The organism is Sorangium sp. So ce363 (assembly GCF_051520435.1).
GTDB classification, from domain to species: domain Bacteria; phylum Myxococcota_A; class Polyangia; order Polyangiales; family Polyangiaceae; genus Sorangium; species Sorangium cellulosum_B.
Genome location: NZ_CP150333.1, coordinates 7,516,259 through 7,532,359 on the forward strand (window position 1 = coordinate 7,516,259; position 16,101 = coordinate 7,532,359).

The 16,101-nt window shown below is 73.1% G+C and carries 10 protein-coding genes; 2 read left to right on the top strand and 8 right to left on the bottom strand.

What is annotated here, in order from left to right:
* Nucleotides 1-181 precede the first annotated feature (181 nt).
* The 5 genes from WMF12_RS28160 to WMF12_RS28180 form a co-directional block, all read right to left on the bottom strand.
* On the bottom strand, nt 182-1,840 hold the full coding sequence (locus WMF12_RS28160) for a hypothetical protein (protein ID WP_437850325.1): 1,659 nt from the start codon (nt 1,838-1,840) through the stop codon (nt 182-184).
* 180 nt (nt 1,841-2,020) lie between these two features.
* Entirely contained in the window at nt 2,021-3,013 is a 993-nt protein-coding gene (gene floA / locus WMF12_RS28165) for a flotillin-like protein FloA (RefSeq protein WP_437850327.1), read from the bottom strand.
* Between the two features lie 50 nt (nt 3,014-3,063).
* Nucleotides 3,064-3,537 carry an NfeD family protein gene (locus tag WMF12_RS28170; protein ID WP_437739788.1) on the bottom strand — a complete coding sequence of 158 codons (474 nt, stop codon included), beginning with the start codon at nt 3,535-3,537 and terminating at the stop codon, nt 3,064-3,066.
* Nucleotides 3,534-5,042: an NfeD family protein gene (locus WMF12_RS28175; protein ID WP_437850329.1), complete on the bottom strand. Its 1,509-nt coding sequence runs from the start codon at nt 5,040-5,042 to the stop codon at nt 3,534-3,536. The genes WMF12_RS28170 and WMF12_RS28175 overlap by 4 nt, the downstream gene beginning before the upstream one ends.
* Nucleotides 5,043-5,159: 117 nt before the next feature.
* On the bottom strand, nt 5,160-5,867 hold the full coding sequence (locus WMF12_RS28180; protein WP_437739790.1) for an alpha/beta fold hydrolase: 708 nt from the start codon (nt 5,865-5,867) through the stop codon (nt 5,160-5,162).
* Nucleotides 5,868-6,381: 514 nt separating this feature from the next.
* On the opposite strand from WMF12_RS28180, the gene WMF12_RS28185 reads away from it, so the two are divergent.
* Entirely contained in the window at nt 6,382-8,403 is a 2,022-nt protein-coding gene (locus tag WMF12_RS28185; protein ID WP_437850331.1) for a hypothetical protein, read from the top strand.
* Nucleotides 8,404-8,537: 134 nt separating this feature from the next.
* Here WMF12_RS28185 and WMF12_RS28190 read toward each other — a convergent pair whose 3' ends face one another.
* Both WMF12_RS28190 and WMF12_RS28195 read right to left on the bottom strand, forming a co-directional pair.
* Nucleotides 8,538-12,542, bottom strand: a complete 4,005-nt coding sequence (locus WMF12_RS28190) for a protein kinase domain-containing protein (RefSeq protein WP_437850333.1) — start codon at nt 12,540-12,542, stop codon at nt 8,538-8,540.
* Between the two features lie 8 nt (nt 12,543-12,550).
* Nucleotides 12,551-13,459, bottom strand: coding sequence for a hypothetical protein (locus WMF12_RS28195; RefSeq protein WP_437850335.1), 909 nt, complete (start codon nt 13,457-13,459; stop codon nt 12,551-12,553).
* A gap of 184 nt (nt 13,460-13,643) precedes the next feature.
* Here WMF12_RS28195 and WMF12_RS28200 point away from each other — a divergent pair, with 184 nt between their 5' ends.
* Complete coding sequence (locus WMF12_RS28200) at nt 13,644-15,050, top strand: serine/threonine protein kinase (protein WP_437850337.1); 1,407 nt, start codon at nt 13,644-13,646, stop codon at nt 15,048-15,050.
* Nucleotides 15,051-15,093: 43 nt separating this feature from the next.
* Here WMF12_RS28200 and yddG read toward each other — a convergent pair whose 3' ends face one another.
* Nucleotides 15,094-16,089: an aromatic amino acid exporter YddG gene (yddG, locus tag WMF12_RS28205; RefSeq protein WP_437850339.1), complete on the bottom strand. Its 996-nt coding sequence runs from the start codon at nt 16,087-16,089 to the stop codon at nt 15,094-15,096.
* Nucleotides 16,090-16,101: the final 12 nt, after the last annotated feature.

The following is a 16,101-nucleotide window of genomic DNA, read 5'->3' on the forward strand; positions in this document are numbered from 1 at the left end:
CGCGGCGCCGCTCCACGGCGGTATCCGCCCCCCTCTGCACCAAGCAGAGCGGCAGCAGAGCGGCGGTCACCCGCACAGGAGACGGGCCCAGATCGGCGTTTTCGGCGCGCAAGCGCACTCCGGTGCGCTGAGCACCGAAAACGCCGAGGTGGGCCCGTATCCGAAGCGGGTGACCGTCGCTCTAGAGGCGCGCGCGGCGGCGGGCACGAAGCGCTCGCGGCGGCAGCAGGACCTCTCGGAAGAGCAGCGCCTCCGCCACGGTGCGGCGGTCCAGCGCGACGCTGGACGCGTCGAGGCGCGACCCGAACGCGTCGGGCCGTCGCTCGCTCGTGCCGAGCGCCGGGATCGCGGCGCGCGCGCTGATGAGGATCGACAGCGACTGCGCGGGCGCCCGATGCGCCGCCAGGACCGCGCCCGCGAGGAGCGCCCGGGCGTCGAGGACGGCGGGGACCCGGCCGGCGAGCAGCGCGTCGCGCGCGCGCGACGCCTCCTGGCGCTCGTGCGGGCCGTAGTCGAGCCCGCTGATGTCCTGCAGACCGAAGCCGGACAGGGCGGTGAGCGGGCCGGCATAGAGGCGCTCCACGATCCACGCGGCCATGGTGGCGAAGGGCGCCAGCGGGACGGGGCGAAAGGCGCCCCTCACGGGCAAGAGCAGGTCATCGAGGCTCACCTCGACGTGGCGGCGCGCCCACGCCTCCCGCAGGGCGCGCGCGTCCTCGTTGAGCCCGCCCCGCTCGAGGACCATGCACCCGATCAGCACGCGCAGGTGCGGCGGAGGGTGCTCGTCATAACGCGCGCCGGTCACGTCCGTCTGGACGGCGATGGACGCGTACGGCTCGTTTTCCTGGAAGAACAGCTCGCTCATCGTGAGCACGTAGGCGGGGCCGAACATGAGCGTGCCGAAGACGTCACAGAAGATCTCCTCGAACCACACGCCGAACACCCGCCTGAGCGCGGGAGCCCCCATGCGATCGCCGTCCGGGGCGAGCGGGCGCACCTGCTCGCCCCCCAGGCCGAGCTCGCGGCGCAGGGCCGGCTCGAGGCCGTCGACCGAGGCCAGGAAATCGTGGCCTATCTCGTGCGCGAGCGCCGGCCAGCGCAGCGGGGTCGAGAAGAAGTCGACAGGGAGGAAGATGGGCGCGATCGACGTCGGGATGAAGCCCGTCCAGATCGCGAGATCGAACTCCGTGAGCTGCGTGGCCGGCGCTCCGCTCCGGAGCGGCAGCCCTTCCGCCCGCGCGAACGCGATCACGGGGGCGTAGCAGGCGTCGGCGAGGGCGTCCGCGTCGCCGAGATCGGGCAGGAGCGACGGGTCGCGGCGCTGCCGCACGAGCACCGCGATCTCGCCCACGACGAGCTCGATGGTGTCCGCCGCGGCCTCCGCCTCGCGCGCCGCGAGGCCCGCGTCGACGGCGGCGCGCAGGCTCCCGATCTCGTGCGGGACGGCCCCGAGGAGCACGTCCGTGAAGCGCCGGTTCGCCCGTTCGTGACGCACCACGTCGCCGAGCGCCGCGGCGCTCTGCTCGAGCTCGGCGAGCCGCAGGAGCACCACGCGCAGCCGGTCGGCGTCGGGCGCGCGCGGGGCGCCGAACGGCATCCCCGCCCACGGCGCAGCGCTCGGCGGCGCGACATCGACGGGCCCCGTATCGCTCCCCGGCGCGACGTCGACGAGCGCTGGTTCGCTCCGCGGGGCGTCCTCGCCGACGGGCCGCGCGGCGGCACGCGCAGCGCGCTCGGCGCGCCTGGCTTGCAGGCTCCCGTACAGGCTCGCTAGCTTGACGATCGCCCAGATCACTCCGATGAGGGCGCCGACGTATTTCTCGAGGTCGATGTCACGCATGGCGCCCGTCCAGCGTCGTCGGGGCGCGGCCCTCCGGCCGCGCGGCTCTCTGGCCGCGCAGAGCGCGGCGATAGCGCCCGGGGCGGGCCGAGCACCTCGGCCAGGACGAAGCGCCGCACGAGCGCGCCGCGGCGGCCGAGCCACGCGAGGAGCGGGCTCGGTGGGTCGCGCGGCGGCACCTCACGACTCCCCGGCGGGATCGGGCTTGCCCCCCGTGGTGCCGGCGATGCCCTGGCGCATCTCGGTGTCGGCGATGACGTTGCGCATGTTGTAGTAGTCCATGACGCCGAGCTTGCCCGTGCGGAGCGCCTCCGCGACGGCGAGCGGGATCGTCGACTCCGCCTCGACGAGCTTTGCCCGCATCTCCTGCGTCTTGGCCTTCATCTCCTGCTCCTGCGCGACCGCCAGCGCGCGGCGCGACTCCGCCCTGGCCTGTGCGACCTGCTTGTCCGCCTCGGCCTGCTCCGTCTGGAGCTTCGCGCCGATGTTGGAGCCGACGTCGACGTCGGCGATGTCGATGGAGAGGATCTCGAACGCCGTCCCCGCGTCGAGGCCCTTCTTGAGCACGTTCTTCGAGATGGTATCCGGGTTCTCGAGGACGTGTTTGTAGTCGTCGGCCGAGCCGATGGTCGAGACGACGCCCTCGCCGACGCGGGCCAGCACCGTCTGCTCGCCCGCGCCGCCGACGAGGCGATCGATGTTGGCGCGCACGGTCACGCGCGCGATCGCGAGGAGCTGGATACCGTCCTTGGCCACGGCCGAGACCTTCGGGGTCTCGATGACGCGCGGGTTCACCGACATCGCCACCGCCTCGAGCACGTTGCGGCCGGCGAGATCGATCGCGGCCGCGCGCGAGAAATCGAGCTCCATCCCCGCCTTGCCCGCCGAGATGAGCGCGTTGACGACCGCCTCCACCCGCCCGCGGGCCAGGTAGTGGGCCTCGAGCATGTCGACGGACACCTCCTCGAGACCCGCCTTCACGGCGCTGATCCGCGCGTTGACGATCTGATCGGGCGGCACCCGGCGCAGGCGCATCGCGATGAGCGTGAGCATCGAGACCCCGGCGCCGGACGCCTGCGCGGCGATCCACAGCCGGAGCGGCACCATGTACAGCGTCGCGACGATGGCGACGAGCACGAGCCCGCCGATCACGATGACCGAGATGATCTCCATATCCCTCTCCACCCGTCCCTGTCCGTGAAGGGCCGCCTCTCGCGCGCTCTCTAGGGCTTGCGCGGCTCGACGACGACCCGATTCCCCTCCACGCTCGCGACCCGCACAGGCGTGCCAGCCTCCACGTAGAGGCCGTCGGTCACGACGTCGACCGCGCGATCCTCGATCTCGACCGTGCCGGCGGGGCGGAGCGGCGTGAGCGCCCTGCCCTCCTTGCCGGCCAGCGCGGCGAGCCGCGCGTCCGGGCCACGCCCGCTCCGCTGGGTCTCGAGCAGCACCATCTTGCGGCCCACCGGCGTCCTCGGGACAGCCCAGAACAGGAGCCCCGTCACGCAGACGCCGGCGCCCAGGGCGAGCAGGCCGTAGCCGATCCCGAGGGCCGCCCATGCGAGCGCGACCGCGCCGAGCACGGCGGCGCCGCCGAGGAGCCCGACGAGGCCGACGCCGGGGATGACCAGCACCTCGATGGCGAGCAGCACGAGCCCCGCCACGAGCAGCGCGACGACGAGCAGCGCGGGCGTCACGCTCCGCGCTCCTCGTCCGCGCTGCGCGCTACCGCCCTCACGACGACCCGGCCCCCCTCCGCGCGGATCACCCGCACGCGGGCGCCGGCCTCGACGTAGCCGAGCTCCGAGAGCGCCTCCACGCGGCGGCCGTCGAGCGCGACCTTGCCCGAGGGGCGCAGATCGGTCGCGGCCGTGCCGAGCCGGCCCACGAGCGACGCGGGCGCCGCGGAGCCCTCGGGAGGCCCTCCGACGGCGACGCCGCGGATCGCCGCGTCCAGAACGAACCGCCGCCCGAAGCGCGTCCTCGGCGCGACGCGGGCGGCGCCCACGGCGAGCGCCGCCGTCGCCGCGAGCGAGCCGCACACCGAGGCGAGGGCGCGCGGCAGCCAACCGGCGTGCCAGGCGACGTCGACCGGCACGCGCTCGAGATCGAGCAGCGAAAGGAGGAGGGCGCTCGCCACGCACGCCGCGCCCGCGACCCCAGGGACGATGTGCCCCGGGACCAAGATCTCCACCGCGATGAGGATCGCGCCGACGGCGAAGAGCGCGAGCTCCTCCCAGCCGGCGAGCTTCACGACGTGGTGCCCGAAGAAGAACAGCGCGAGGCACGAGAGCCCGACGGCGAGCGGGACGCCGTGGCCCGGCGCATAGAGCTCGAGGAGGATACCGAGCATCCCGAGGGTCATGAGGACCCCGGAGAGCGTGGGATCCGAGAGGAAGCGCGCGAGCTCCTCGGCGAAGCTGGGGCGCGGGCGGATGATCTCCGCGGGCTGGGGGCGGCCCAGGGCGCCGAAGAGATCTGCCTCGCTGCCGGCCTGCACCTCGGCGACGCCCCACGCGAGCGCCTGCGCGCCGTCCAGCGTGAGCAGCTTCCCCTTCTCGTCGAGGCCGGGGACCTCCACGTCGGCGTCGACCATGGCCTCGGCGATGTCGCCGCGCCGCCCCTTCGCCTCCGCGGTCGCGCGCATCTCCTTCCGCATGTAGGAAACGACCTTCTCGGCGACAGGCTTCATCTCGCCGCCCTCGCCGATCTGCACGGGCGTCGCCGCGCCGAGGGTGGCGCCGGGGGCGACCGCGATGACATCGCAGGCGAGCGAGATGAGCGCTCCGGCCGAGATCGCGCGCGGGTTGACCCAGCACACCGTGCGGACGCGCGCCCGGAGCAGCGCGTCCCGGATGGCGAGCGCGGCGTCGATGCGGCCGCCGAGCGTGCTGATGTCGAGCACGAGGAGGTCGCCCTCCCCCTGGGCGGCGACGACGCGCTCCAGGAAGGGCGAGAGGCCGAGATCGATCGTCCCGGAGATCGCGACCACGGTGACCTTGCCCGCGCCGGGGATCGGCGGGAGCGGCCGCGGGCCCGGCGGCGCGGGGGCTCCGGCCGCGCCGCCGGGGCCCGCGGCGGGCGCCGCCGCCTCGCCGCGGGCGGGGAGGCACAGCGCCATCGTCGCGAGGAGCGCGAGGAGCGGGGTCGCGCGCCGCGCCCACCTCGCGGCTTGTTCCAGCAGGCGCCACAAACCAGTCAAGCCCCGCTCCCTGCTATGGCGGCTCGGCTCGCGCCGCGCGCCATGCTCCCTGAGGTTCACGCCGAAGACCGCCGCGACAAGGGTAGCGCATGGCGGCGCTCCACGATACCCCCCTGCTCAGGCTGCTCCGCCGCTGCACGCCATGAACCTCGCCACCGCGTCCGCGAACTCGGCTGGTCGCTCCACGATCCAGTCGTGGCTTCCCTTTGAGGAGACGACAAGGGTCGAGTCGGGGATCAAGCGTTGGATGGCGAGGGCCGAGCCGATCGGCACCGTGAGATCGCGCGCGCCCCAGGCGAGCAGCGCCCTCACGCGCACGCGCGCCGCATGGCCGCTCAGATCCGCGGTCGCGGCGATCCGCAGCAGGCTCAGCGCGCTCCGCGCGTGGAAGAGCAGGTTGTGGAGGAGAGCAGGCGTCCCCCGCGCGACGAAGCGAGGCGCCAGCAGCGCCTCGGCCGCGCGCGCGAGGACGAGCGAAAGGACCGAGCCCGGCGGGTTGAATCCGATGGAGTCGACGAGCACGACCCCGGTTAGCCGCTCGGGGTACAGCGCCGCGACGATCAGCGCCACGGCGCCAGACAGCGAGTGGCCGATCAGCGTGACGCGCTCGAGGCGCAAAGCCCGCAAGGCCTCGGCGACGCAGCGCGCATACCGCTCCAGGGTCCACGGCGCGCGGAGCCGCGAGGCGCGGCCCGAGCCGGGCAGCTCCAGGACGAGCACCCGCGCGTGGCGCGCCATCGCCTCGACCGCTGGCTGGTAGGTCGCGCCGTCGATCAGCATGCTGGGCAGAAGCACCGCGGGCTTGCCGGTGCCCGTCTCGGTCACATAAAGGATCTCGTCTCCGACCCGGATCTCACGCCCACGGCCTTCCGCCCGAGCCCCCCGCCTCGCCGCGGGGCCCGCGGAGATGGGCAGGATCTTCTCTCCTCGACCCGACCGGGGGACATACGAGCCGGCGACAAGGAGCGAGCGTCCGGCGCAGGATCCCGTCGTTCCGCTTCGTCGAACGCGCTTTCCCATGATCGGCGAGCCGTTGCCGGACGCGTGCCAGCGCGCGCTGGTTCGCCGCGAATCCGCCGCGGGGATCGCATGAAAACCTGGAAGACCGTTGAGCCTGTCGCGCGCCGCGCTAAGCTCCTCGACACAGGCTTCGAGACATCAATCTCCAGGCTGATTGGGGGCCAGCAGGCATGTCGCCGCGGGCCGAGAGCCGGACGGCGCCTGCTCGGACAACCAGCTCTTCTGGAATGACAGAGGCGATATGTTGAGGTTCCGCTCCACGTCCGGAGATCGGAAGATGGCCGAGCTCAGCGCCTCGGCGCTCTCCGTATCCGCTGCGATGTCCGTCCTCTCCCAGGGTGCATGGGGGACGGACGCGCCGCCCGCTGCGGAGGCCCAGTGGGCCTATGCGCTCGTCGCTGCGCTCGGGTATCTGCCGGCCGCGATCGAGATCGCCGCAGCCACGCTGCGGCGGACGGGAATGTCGGTCGAGGCGTATTTGCGGAAGAACGCGGCGCAGCTGGACCCGGGGGGACCCGAGGGGGAGATCGTGGGTCTGGTGCTCGGCGACGCGCTGGAGTCGCTCGGCGAGGAGGCGCGCCGGGTGGTGCATGCGCTCGCCGTGCTGCCTGCGGCGGGCATTCCGCTGGAGGTGGTCGCCGCCGCGGCGGGGAAGCCGGCGCCCTCCGCTGCGCGGCCGCTCCAGCTGCTCGTGCATGGGCGGGTGGTGTCGCTCGAGCAGGGCCCGCAGACCTTCACGATGACGCCCCCCGTGCGCGCCGCGGCCCGCGAGGACGCGGCGGCCGACGCGAGGCGCTGGGACGCGCTCCACCGGGGGTCGGCGGACGCGATGCAGGCGCTGCTCTTCTGGACGGCCGCGGCCGAGGGGCGGCCGGAGGCGGCGTCGCGCCGGCGCGTCGCCTGCGAGCTCTTCGCGGCCCTCGACCTCGCGCCGTTCCGGGACGGCGAGCGCGGCGCCGAGGTGCTGGCGCGGGCGCTCGTCGACGCCTGCACGGTGGTCGATCTCGGGCTCCCGGCCGAGCTCCAGCAGCGCTTGCTCGACGAGGCGGCGCGGCTCTCGGGCGACGCGCTCCCCGAGCTGCGCGAGCGCGCGCTCGCGGCGCTCGAGAGCGCGCGTCGCGCCGAGCTCGCGAGCAAGCGGCGCGGCACCTTCGGGACGCTCCGCGCGACGCCGGCCGCTCGCGAGCGCGGCCGCCCGGGTCACCGCGACGTCCTCCGCAAGGCGGTGCGCGCGAACGCGCAGCGCGCGGCGGCGCGGAGCTCGCCGCCGGCCGACGACGAGGTCTTCCGCAGCGCAAAGGAGCTGCTCGCGCGCGGCAATCGGCGCCTCGCCGAGGGCGCGCTCGAGGCCGCCGTGGCGGACTACGGCGAAGCGCTCGCCGGGTTCGAGGCGGCCATGCACGGGCGTGGCCAGGCGACGGCGCTCCTGCTCCGCGGCGACGTGCACCGGCGGCAGGGGGACCTCGCGGCCGCCTCGCGCGATCATGAGCGGTCGCTGTCGCTGTTCAAGGCGGCGTCCGACCGGGCCGGAGAGGCGATGGGGTTGCTCGCGCGCGGCAAACTCCGGCTCGACCAGGACGAGCTGGCGGGGGCGGCGAGCGACTACGGGTGCGCGCTCACGCTCCTCAGGGCTTGCCGTGATCGCCTGGGCGAGGCCAACGTGCTGAAGGCGCAGGGCGATCTGTGCTTCAGGGAGGGGGACCTCGCGGGCGCCGCGCGCGCCTACGACCGCGCGCTCTACATCCTCGAGGGCGTGGAGGAGCGCGTCCTCAGCCAGCTGCGCTCGCCCCCGCCGAGCAGCCGCGATGAGCGTCGCGGGGGGAGCTCACGCGCCCGCGCCGCGCGCGAGGTGCTCCCGCAGCCCGATCTCCTCCGGGCGCTCGGGTGCGAGCAGACCCATGCGCGCACGTGGCAGGCCCGCGGCGACCTGCGCCTGCGAGAGCGGCAGACGGCGCTCGCGGCGCGCGACTATGGCAATGCGATCCTGCTGTACCGGGACAGCGGAGATCGCCGCGGTGAGGCCGCCGCGCTCAAGGCCCGCGGCGACCTGCGCCGCCAGCGGGGCGCGCTCCCGGGCGCGCAGCGCGACTACGAGGATGCGCTGCGGCTCTTCGAGGAGCTCGGGGACAGCGCGGGCCAGGCCGCGGTGCTCCACGCGCGCGCCGATCTGCGCTGCGAGCGGGGCGACACCGCCGGGGCGGCGCTCGATTATTCGAGGGCGCTCGCCCTGTTCGACGCGACGGGCGATCCCGCTGCGCATCCAAGCGCCAAGGGCGCCGTCACGGGCGTCTCCCACCGCGAGGACCCACCACGCCGCGCCGCGGCGGCTGTCCCGCGGTGAGTCGGCGGATGAATCCCGTCAATTTCTGCGAGCGCTGCGCGAAGCAACGAGCCACCTGGAGGCCTGTTTCTCGTACGCGTGGTGCTGAATCCGTGGGTCACGAGCCGGCGTAAGCGGCTCATGGAGCATCCGGGCTAGCGACCTCGCTGCCGCTCGAGCCGCTCCCGCATCATGTTGGGGATCCGCCCAGCTACCTCGATCGCACGCTCGATCACCGCCTCCGCCTCCGCGTGGCGGCCACACCGCGAGAGGGCCCGCGCGCGCGCCTCGATGACCTCGATCTGCTCCTGCCCCACGGAGAACCGGGCAGACCGCTCCTCCAGCTCATCCCACTCCTCGGCGCTCGCCGCCCGCGTCGCTAGATCTATCATCGACCACTGGACCTCTTCCGAGGGCGCCATCTCCATGCCCTCGCGCCCTTCCGCCGAGGCCTTCGCCTGCTGAGTCCGGATCGTTTCGATGATCTCCCGCGCGTTGCCCTCTTCACCCCGGTAGAGGAGCAGCCTCGCCAGCAGGAGCTGCATCGACGGCCGCGCCTCTCCCCGCTGCTGGCGCTCCAGCGACACGGCTCGCTCCACGTGCGGCATCGCCATGTCCAGATTGCCCATCAGATAGACGTACTCGCCCAGATTGAACTCCGCCACGAGCTCAAGCATCCCCAAGCCCAGCTGGCGCGAGATCGAGATCAGGCGACAAAGATCCAGGATCATCCCCGGGCTGTCCCCCTGGCAGGCTCTGAGCTGCGCGCGGCCGTTGATCGCCGGCCCGAGGTGCAGGAGATCGCCGCGCTCCTCGCACATGCGGATCGCCCGATCCAGCGCCACGCCCGCCTCGTCCAGCTTTCCCAGCCCCGGGTAGATGGCGCCCAGCAGGAGCAGCGACACCACGAGCGTCTCGTAGCCCTCGTCGCCCAGCCCCTCTGCCTGCGCCGCCGCGCGCTCGAACTGCTGCGCCGACTCCTCCTCCCGGCTCTCACGCTTCAGCGAGCGCGCCACCCCCATCGAGAGCCGCGCCGCCAGCGCGGGCGGCAGATCGCCGCGCGCGAGCGCCCTCGCCTCCTCCACGCGCTGCTTCGATCGTCCGTAGTCGTCCATCCAGTCGAGCGCCGTGGCCTCGTCGAGCAGGATCTCGATCTGCTCGATCACGTCGCCCTCCTCGACCGCCATCGCGCGCCCGCGATCGAGATCCCCGAGCGCGTCGTGGTAGCGGCCCAGCCGGTAGCGCATCAGCCCCCGGCCCCGGTACGCCTTCCTCCGCCGCACCCCAGGCGCCTCGACAGGCTGCGCGAGCGCCCGGCTGTAGTAGAGCTCCGCCTCCACGTAGGCGTGCCGCGCCCGTGCCCGCTCGGCGAGCTCCAGGTAGGCGTCCTCCGCGACCGTCGCCAGCCCCGCCTCGGCCGCGTGGTGCGCGATCCTGAGCCGCCGCTGCTCCCGGCCCTCGTGGGCCGCCTCGCGGTGGTGCTCGTACGCGGCCAGGTGGATCCGCCGCCGCTCCGCCTCGGCGACATCCTGCGCGACCGCCTCCCGCACCAGCGCGTGCCGGAAGCGCAGCCGGTCCTTCCGATCACCGACCAGCACGCCCACCTTCAACAACCGCTCGGTCCCGACGCGCGCATCGAGCGGGAAGGCCGCGCCGTCGCCGCGGAGATCCAGCTGGCGCAGCACGCCCGCTATCTCGTCGATCGACACCTCTGCGCCAAGCAGTGAGACGAGCCGCGCGTGCGCCCCGAGCGCCGGCCCGAGCGCCGCGATCTCCGCCTGCGCCAGCGGATCGAGCGACGGCAGCACAGGGAGGCGCTCGAGCTCGTCGGTCGCCAGGTACCACGCGTCGCCCCGCCGGTGACGGCGCAGGATCCCCTCGCGCTTGAGCCCGTGCACGAGCTCCACGAGCAGGAGCGGCACCCGCTGCGAGCGCTCGAGCAGGCGATCGATCGCGGGCTCCGGCACGTCCCGCGCGGGCAGGAGCAGCCGCCTGCACAGCGCCCGCGCGCTCTCGTCGTCCAGCGGATCGAGCCGCAGGGCCTCGTGTCGTGCGGCGCGCTCTCCCCAGGAGGGGTGCGCCTCGGCGAACGCCGGGCGCCCCATCGCGCAGATCCACAGCGGCGTGGCCTCGTCCGCGAGCGCCGCGTACTCGAGCGCAGCGAGCATCGCGTCGTGGGCGAAGTGCGCGTCGTCGAGGAGGATGATCACGGGCGACGCGGACGCGCACTGGCGCAGGCACTCGCCCGCCGCCCGCACGCGCGCCGAGCGAAGCGCGCCGGGCGCGGCCCGGAGCGCCTCGAGCTCTGGGAAGATGTCGACGCCCGTCTGCTCGTCCACCCATCCGAGCGCCATCGCCAGCCCCAAGCGGAGCTCCTCGCCGAGCACGGCACCGAGCGACTCCGTGAGCGCCCCGCGGACGCCGCTCTCCGGTGGCTGCTCCGGCACGCAGAGCGCCTTGCGCACGAGCTCGTGGAGCGTCGCGTCCGAGGCGCCACTCGTGGGCTCCTGCCCGCGCAGCTCGATGATCCGGGCGTGCGGCAGCCGCTCCCGGAGCTGCTTGCCGAGCTCGACGAAGAGGCGGCTCTTCCCGTGGCCGGGCCCGCCCGTCACCGAGACGACCGTGGGCTTCTTCATGCAGAGCGCCTCCTCGGCGCTCTGCGTGAGCTGCTCGAGGAGGTCGCGACGGCCGACGAACCCGCCGGGGCGCGTCGCGTCCCGCGACTGATCCTCGATGCCCGGCGGGAGCTCGTCGCCCGCTGCGGCGTGCGACGGCTCGGGGAGCGCGGCCGACGCCTCGGGCGTGAGGAAAGGCCCCAGCGGCCCGGCGGCGGACGGCCACCGCTCGGCGCGCGAGAAGAGCGGGCTCAGGAACCGCCGCGTCCCATCCGGGCGCGCCTGGATCGACACAGGCGCGAGATCGATGAGGACCCGCGTGCACAGCCCGCGTCGCAGGAGCTCGTCGGCCGCCCGCTGCGCGCGGCGCGCGGGGCTCGCCGTCCCCTCCTGGCCGAAGACGCCGACGTAACGAGCGCCGGAGGCGTGCGCGAGCTCGCCGCCGAGCGCCAGGAGCCTGCGCTGCACCGCGATGCGATCGGCCGCGCTCTCGAAGAACAGGAGCCCCATCACGCGGCGCTCGATGCCGGCCGCGGAGCGCGACCCCTCCGGCGCGCTCGCTGCGACCTCGTCCCGGAGCGCGCGCTCCAGCGCCACGCGGAGCTCGCTCGCGCTCGCGAACCGCTCGCTCCGTTCCTTGGCGAGGCAGCGGTGCACCACCTCCTCGACCGCCCGCGGCACGGCCGCGCTGGCCGACAGGCGCGGCGGTCTGCGGCTCCGGTGGTCCTCCAGCACCGCCGCGCGCGGCCCCCAGAACGGGGGCCGGCCCGCGAAGAGCTCGTACAGGATGACGCCCATCGCGTAGATGTCGGCGCGCGCGTCGAGATCGGGCCACCCGGCCGATTGCTCCGGCGCCATGTACTCGGCCGTCCCCACGGCGAGGTCCTCGTCCTGCCCGTCGTAGCGCCACCCCACGACGCGGGCGATGCCGAGGTCGATGAGCGTCGCCTTCGCCTCATCGACGAGGATGTTCTCGGGCTTGAGGTCGCAGTGCACGTAGCCGCGCGCGTGCACGGCCTCGAGGGTCGCGAGCGTGGCGAGCCCGAGCCGGGCGGCCTCCTCGAGCTGCGGAGCAGGGCGCGCCGCGAGGCGGGAGGCGAGCGTGGGCGCAGCGATGTGCTCGATCACCACGTAGGGCGAGCCGTCGTCCAGCGCCCCCCACGCGTGCACGGCCGGCACGTGGGGGGCACCGATGGCCGAGAGCGCCTCGACCTCACTCCGAAGGCGCTGGGCGGCGCCGCGGCGATCGGCGCGCGCGAGCTTGATGGCCACGCGCGCGCCGCCGCCCTCGGGCTCGGCCTCGAAGACGAGGCCGAAGCCCCCCTGCCCCAGCGTCCTGCGGGTCCAGTAGCCGGGGAAACGAGGCAAAGCGACGGGGACGACCTCCGTGATCTCCGGAGGAATCGACGACTGGCCAGACGGCGTCCTAGCGGACTGCGCGCACTCGGGGCACGCGCCCTGATTCCGCCGCCCGCAGGCCGGACAGCGCCCCGCTTCCCGGGTCGCGCGTTCCGGCGCATCGTCTCGCAGGGCTTCCGAGCCCATTCACGCTCCTAGGGGCCGGCCGTCAAGAACGTGGTAACCACCTGGTCCGTGCGCACATAGGGGTTGACTGGGTAGTTCGTGACACACCCCCTGAAGTATCCGGCCGTGGCGTCCGTCCCGTTGCACAGGGCATTGCATGAGCCCCAGATGACCATGGAGCCACACGGCTGCCAAGTGACCTCCCCGGTCGTCGGGTTGGTCTCGACGTGGCCGGCCGCGCAGTCGCGCTTCACCTGGCGCGCACGAACGTAGCCCACCGAATCGTAGCAGGCCCCCACATAGGGCGTCGCGGCGAACAGGTTGCCCCAGAACGCGCCCTCTCGCACCGGATAGGCCGCGCGCTCCGCCGCGGTCGACGCCATCTCGTTGTTGCGCAGGGAGACGCTCACCGAGACGCCGTACCAGTTTACCCGCGCGGCGATGCAGGCCGAGATCTGATGCTGGACATATGTATCGTTACCAATGGGGCTGGTTGCCCACCAGTGCGCGTAGCCGAGGTCGCCGCGGTACACCTCCGGGTGGGCGACCCCGCTGCTGTCGGTCCATGAGAACGAGAACGTCTGGTCGGGGCGCAGCGAACAGCTCACGATGTAGCGCAGGAGATCCCTCGATAGGGTGCCGGTCGTTCCCGGATCCTGGATGGCCGCCAGCGCGCTCGTGGTCAGCCCACTCGGGCCACTCGGGGTCAGCTTTCTCGGGATCAGCCAGCTTGGGTTCAGCCCGTTCGGAAACAGCCCGTTCGGGAACAGCGCGTTCGGGAACAGCGCGTTCGGGAACAGCCCGTTCTCGGTCATGAGCTCGCTCTCGGCTTCCCCGACGAGCTCCTCCGCCTGCTCGTCGATCTCGGCGCCGATGCAGGCAGCGGTAAGCAGAGGTAATGCGAAGACCGCGACACTTCGTGCACAGCAAAGAACCATGACGGTCCCCCTTTTCATCGCCGCGATTTGGCGTTTAAGGTCGAGTAGCCGCAAAGTTTAAGTTACCATTTCGAAATGCTTCTGCATAGCGCTTTAGTAAAGGATGCGTTCGATCCAGAGCGCTCGCTGGCAGCAGGGCTGTAACGCACCGCGACGCATCGCGACGCACGGCGCGGAGGAGCAGATGAACGACGAAGAAGACGAGACCAGGCCGTTTTCGGATTTCGAGAGGTCGACCGCGCGCGGCGAGTTCCCGCCGGGCACCCTGGCGGGCGAGTACATCCTCGAAGGATTCATCGCGCGTGGCGGCTGCGGTGTGGTCTACGGAGCGAGGCACGTCCAATCGGGCAGACCCGCCGCGGTCAAGGTGCTGAGCGAGGCGGTGGCCCACTCTCGCCGCGTGGTCGATCGATTCGCACGCGAGATCGAGGTGCTGCGGTCGATATCCCACCCCAATATTGTGGAAATCTACGGAGTTGGTGAGCTGAACAACTATCAGCCGTTCTATGTCATGGAGCGCCTCGAGGGCCAGACGCTCGACGCGCTGATCCGGTCCCAGACACGGCTCACGCCACGCGAGACCCTGGAGCTGATGGAACCTGTGTGCGCAGCGCTAGCAGCCGCGCACACAGCGGGCATCGTTCACAGGGATGTGAAGGCGAGCAACATCTTCATCTGCTCGAGCCCGCCACGTACCGTGAAGCTGCTCGATTTCGGTATCGCAAAGATGATGGCGCCCGAGGAGGGGTCGACATGGCTCACCACCGCCGGACGTATGCCCGGGACGCCATCCATCATGGCTCCAGAGCAGATCCTCGGCGGTCCTATCGATGCGCGGGTGGACGTCTATGCGCTTGGCGTCCTCCTTCATCGTATGCTGGTGGGCCGGTTGCCGTTCCACACACACGACATGGACGAGATGGTGCGGAAGCACCTGGAGGAGCAGCCGCTGCCCCCGAGCCTGCGGGTCCCGCTGCCCATCGAGCTCGACGCGGTGGTGCTGCGGTGCATGGAGAAGCGGCGGGAGCGGCGCTTTGGCTCGGTCGAGGAGCTGATGCGCGCGCTCAGGGACGCCATCGGCGGGCCCGCGTCGGGCATGCCGAGCGGGCCCGACCCGACGCACCCCGCGGTGGCGGTCTACCTGGAGGTCCGGACCCGCGGCGACGCCGGCGAGCTGGACGACGCGCTGACCTTCGACATCGGTCGGGTGCTCGACATCGCCGAGTCGCAGCTCTCGCGCGCAGGCTTCATCCTCGCGTCGATCACCGGCAACGAGGTGCTCGGCGTTCGCCTCCTCCCGACAAACGCCGCCGGGGAGCTACGGGAGCGGCGCGCAGCGTTCGAGCTCGCGACCGCCGTGCACCGGGCGCTGGCCCAGCGACCGGAAGCGGACCCGCGCGTGCACGTCAACGTGTGCGTGCACGCGGACGACGTGCAGGCCCGCCTCTCGCCGCAGCCCGAGATCACCGGGGGCGCGCTCATGTGCGCGGGGCACTGGGCTCCGGCCGACGACGTGCAGGGGGTGTTCGCGACGCCGAGCGCGAACGCGGGCCTGCTGGACGACGAGCCGACCCCCACACGCCGCGCGTAGCCACGAGCCGCAACGAAAGAGAGCGCCCTCGATCGCGGGCGCGTCAGCGCCGCGATCGAGGGCGGGTGATCCAGCGTGCGAACGTCGACGGCCCGCGGGTGCCGGTGCCGACGTTCGCCGCGGGCGCGGTCGACACGAGGCCGCCTAGAGCCACGAGGGCGCAGGCGGCGAGCAGCTGGGCGCTCGCCTCGGCGTGGCCGGCGACGCAGAGCAGCAGCGTCGAGAGGATCGGCGCGCCGTAGGACAGCACCCCGAGCTGCGGCACGTCGCCGTGCTTCGTCGCGTGATCCCACGCGAAGAACGCGACCCCCACGGGGCCGAGCCCGAGCGCGAGCAGGCCGAGCGCCTCTCCGGCCGTGGGCACGACCGTGCGCTCGAACGCGAGGTGCCCGGCCAGGCCCAGGGCGGCCGTCGCGGCGCAGGAGCCTGCGATGGCGTCGGCAGGGACCTCGGCGAAGCGGCGCTGGAGCACCGAGTACGTCGACCAGAGGAGCGCGCAGCCGAGCGCGGCCAGGTAACCGGGCGTGTGTGTGGCGCTCAGGCGGACGGTGCCCCCGCCGGCGACGAGCGTCCAGACGCCCGCGAGCCCGAGCAGCGCCCCAACCACGTGCCTGCCGCGCAGGCGCCCGCCGGGGAGCGCCGCCGAGAGCAGGACGATGAGCAGCGGCCACAGGTACGAGATGACGCTGACCTGCACGGGCGGCGCGGCGGAGAGCGCATAGAAATAGAGGGCGTGATAACCGAACAGCCCGCCCACGCCGAGGATCCAGCTGCCGAGCGGCTGGCGCAGCGCGCCGAGGCCGCCCCCGCCGCGCCGGGCGAGCCGCGCCGCGCCGAGGAGCGCCGCGACCGCGAACGTCGACGAGAGCACCTGGAGCGGCGGCAACCGGCGCACCGAGGTCGAGAGCAGGGCGAGGCTGCCCCAGAGCCCGATCGCCGCGACGCCCGCCAGGGTGGCGGCTCGCCGCGAGGAGCGCGCCGCTGGCGTCGCTGCCATCGCCACGTCCGATAGGGCGGCGCCGTGCGTCGTGTCCGACATGGCGCCGAGCAT

What these genes read in the sequence shown, in the direction of transcription:
- WMF12_RS28160 (WP_437850325.1), bottom strand. Translation starts at nt 1,840, where the DNA reads ATGCGTGACATCGACCTCGAGAAATACGTCGGCGCCCTCATCGGAGTG.
- floA (WP_437850327.1), bottom strand. Translation starts at nt 3,013, where the DNA reads ATGGAGATCATCTCGGTCATCGTGATCGGCGGGCTCGTGCTCGTCGCC.
- WMF12_RS28185 (WP_437850331.1), top strand. Translation starts at nt 6,382, where the DNA reads ATGTCCGTCCTCTCCCAGGGTGCATGGGGGACGGACGCGCCGCCCGCT.
- WMF12_RS28190 (WP_437850333.1), bottom strand. Translation starts at nt 12,542, where the DNA reads ATGGGCTCGGAAGCCCTGCGAGACGATGCGCCGGAACGCGCGACCCGG.
- WMF12_RS28195 (WP_437850335.1), bottom strand. Translation starts at nt 13,459, where the DNA reads ATGGTTCTTTGCTGTGCACGAAGTGTCGCGGTCTTCGCATTACCTCTG.
- WMF12_RS28200 (WP_437850337.1), top strand. Translation starts at nt 13,644, where the DNA reads ATGAACGACGAAGAAGACGAGACCAGGCCGTTTTCGGATTTCGAGAGG.
- yddG (WP_437850339.1), bottom strand. Translation starts at nt 16,089, where the DNA reads ATGTCGGACACGACGCACGGCGCCGCCCTATCGGACGTGGCGATGGCA.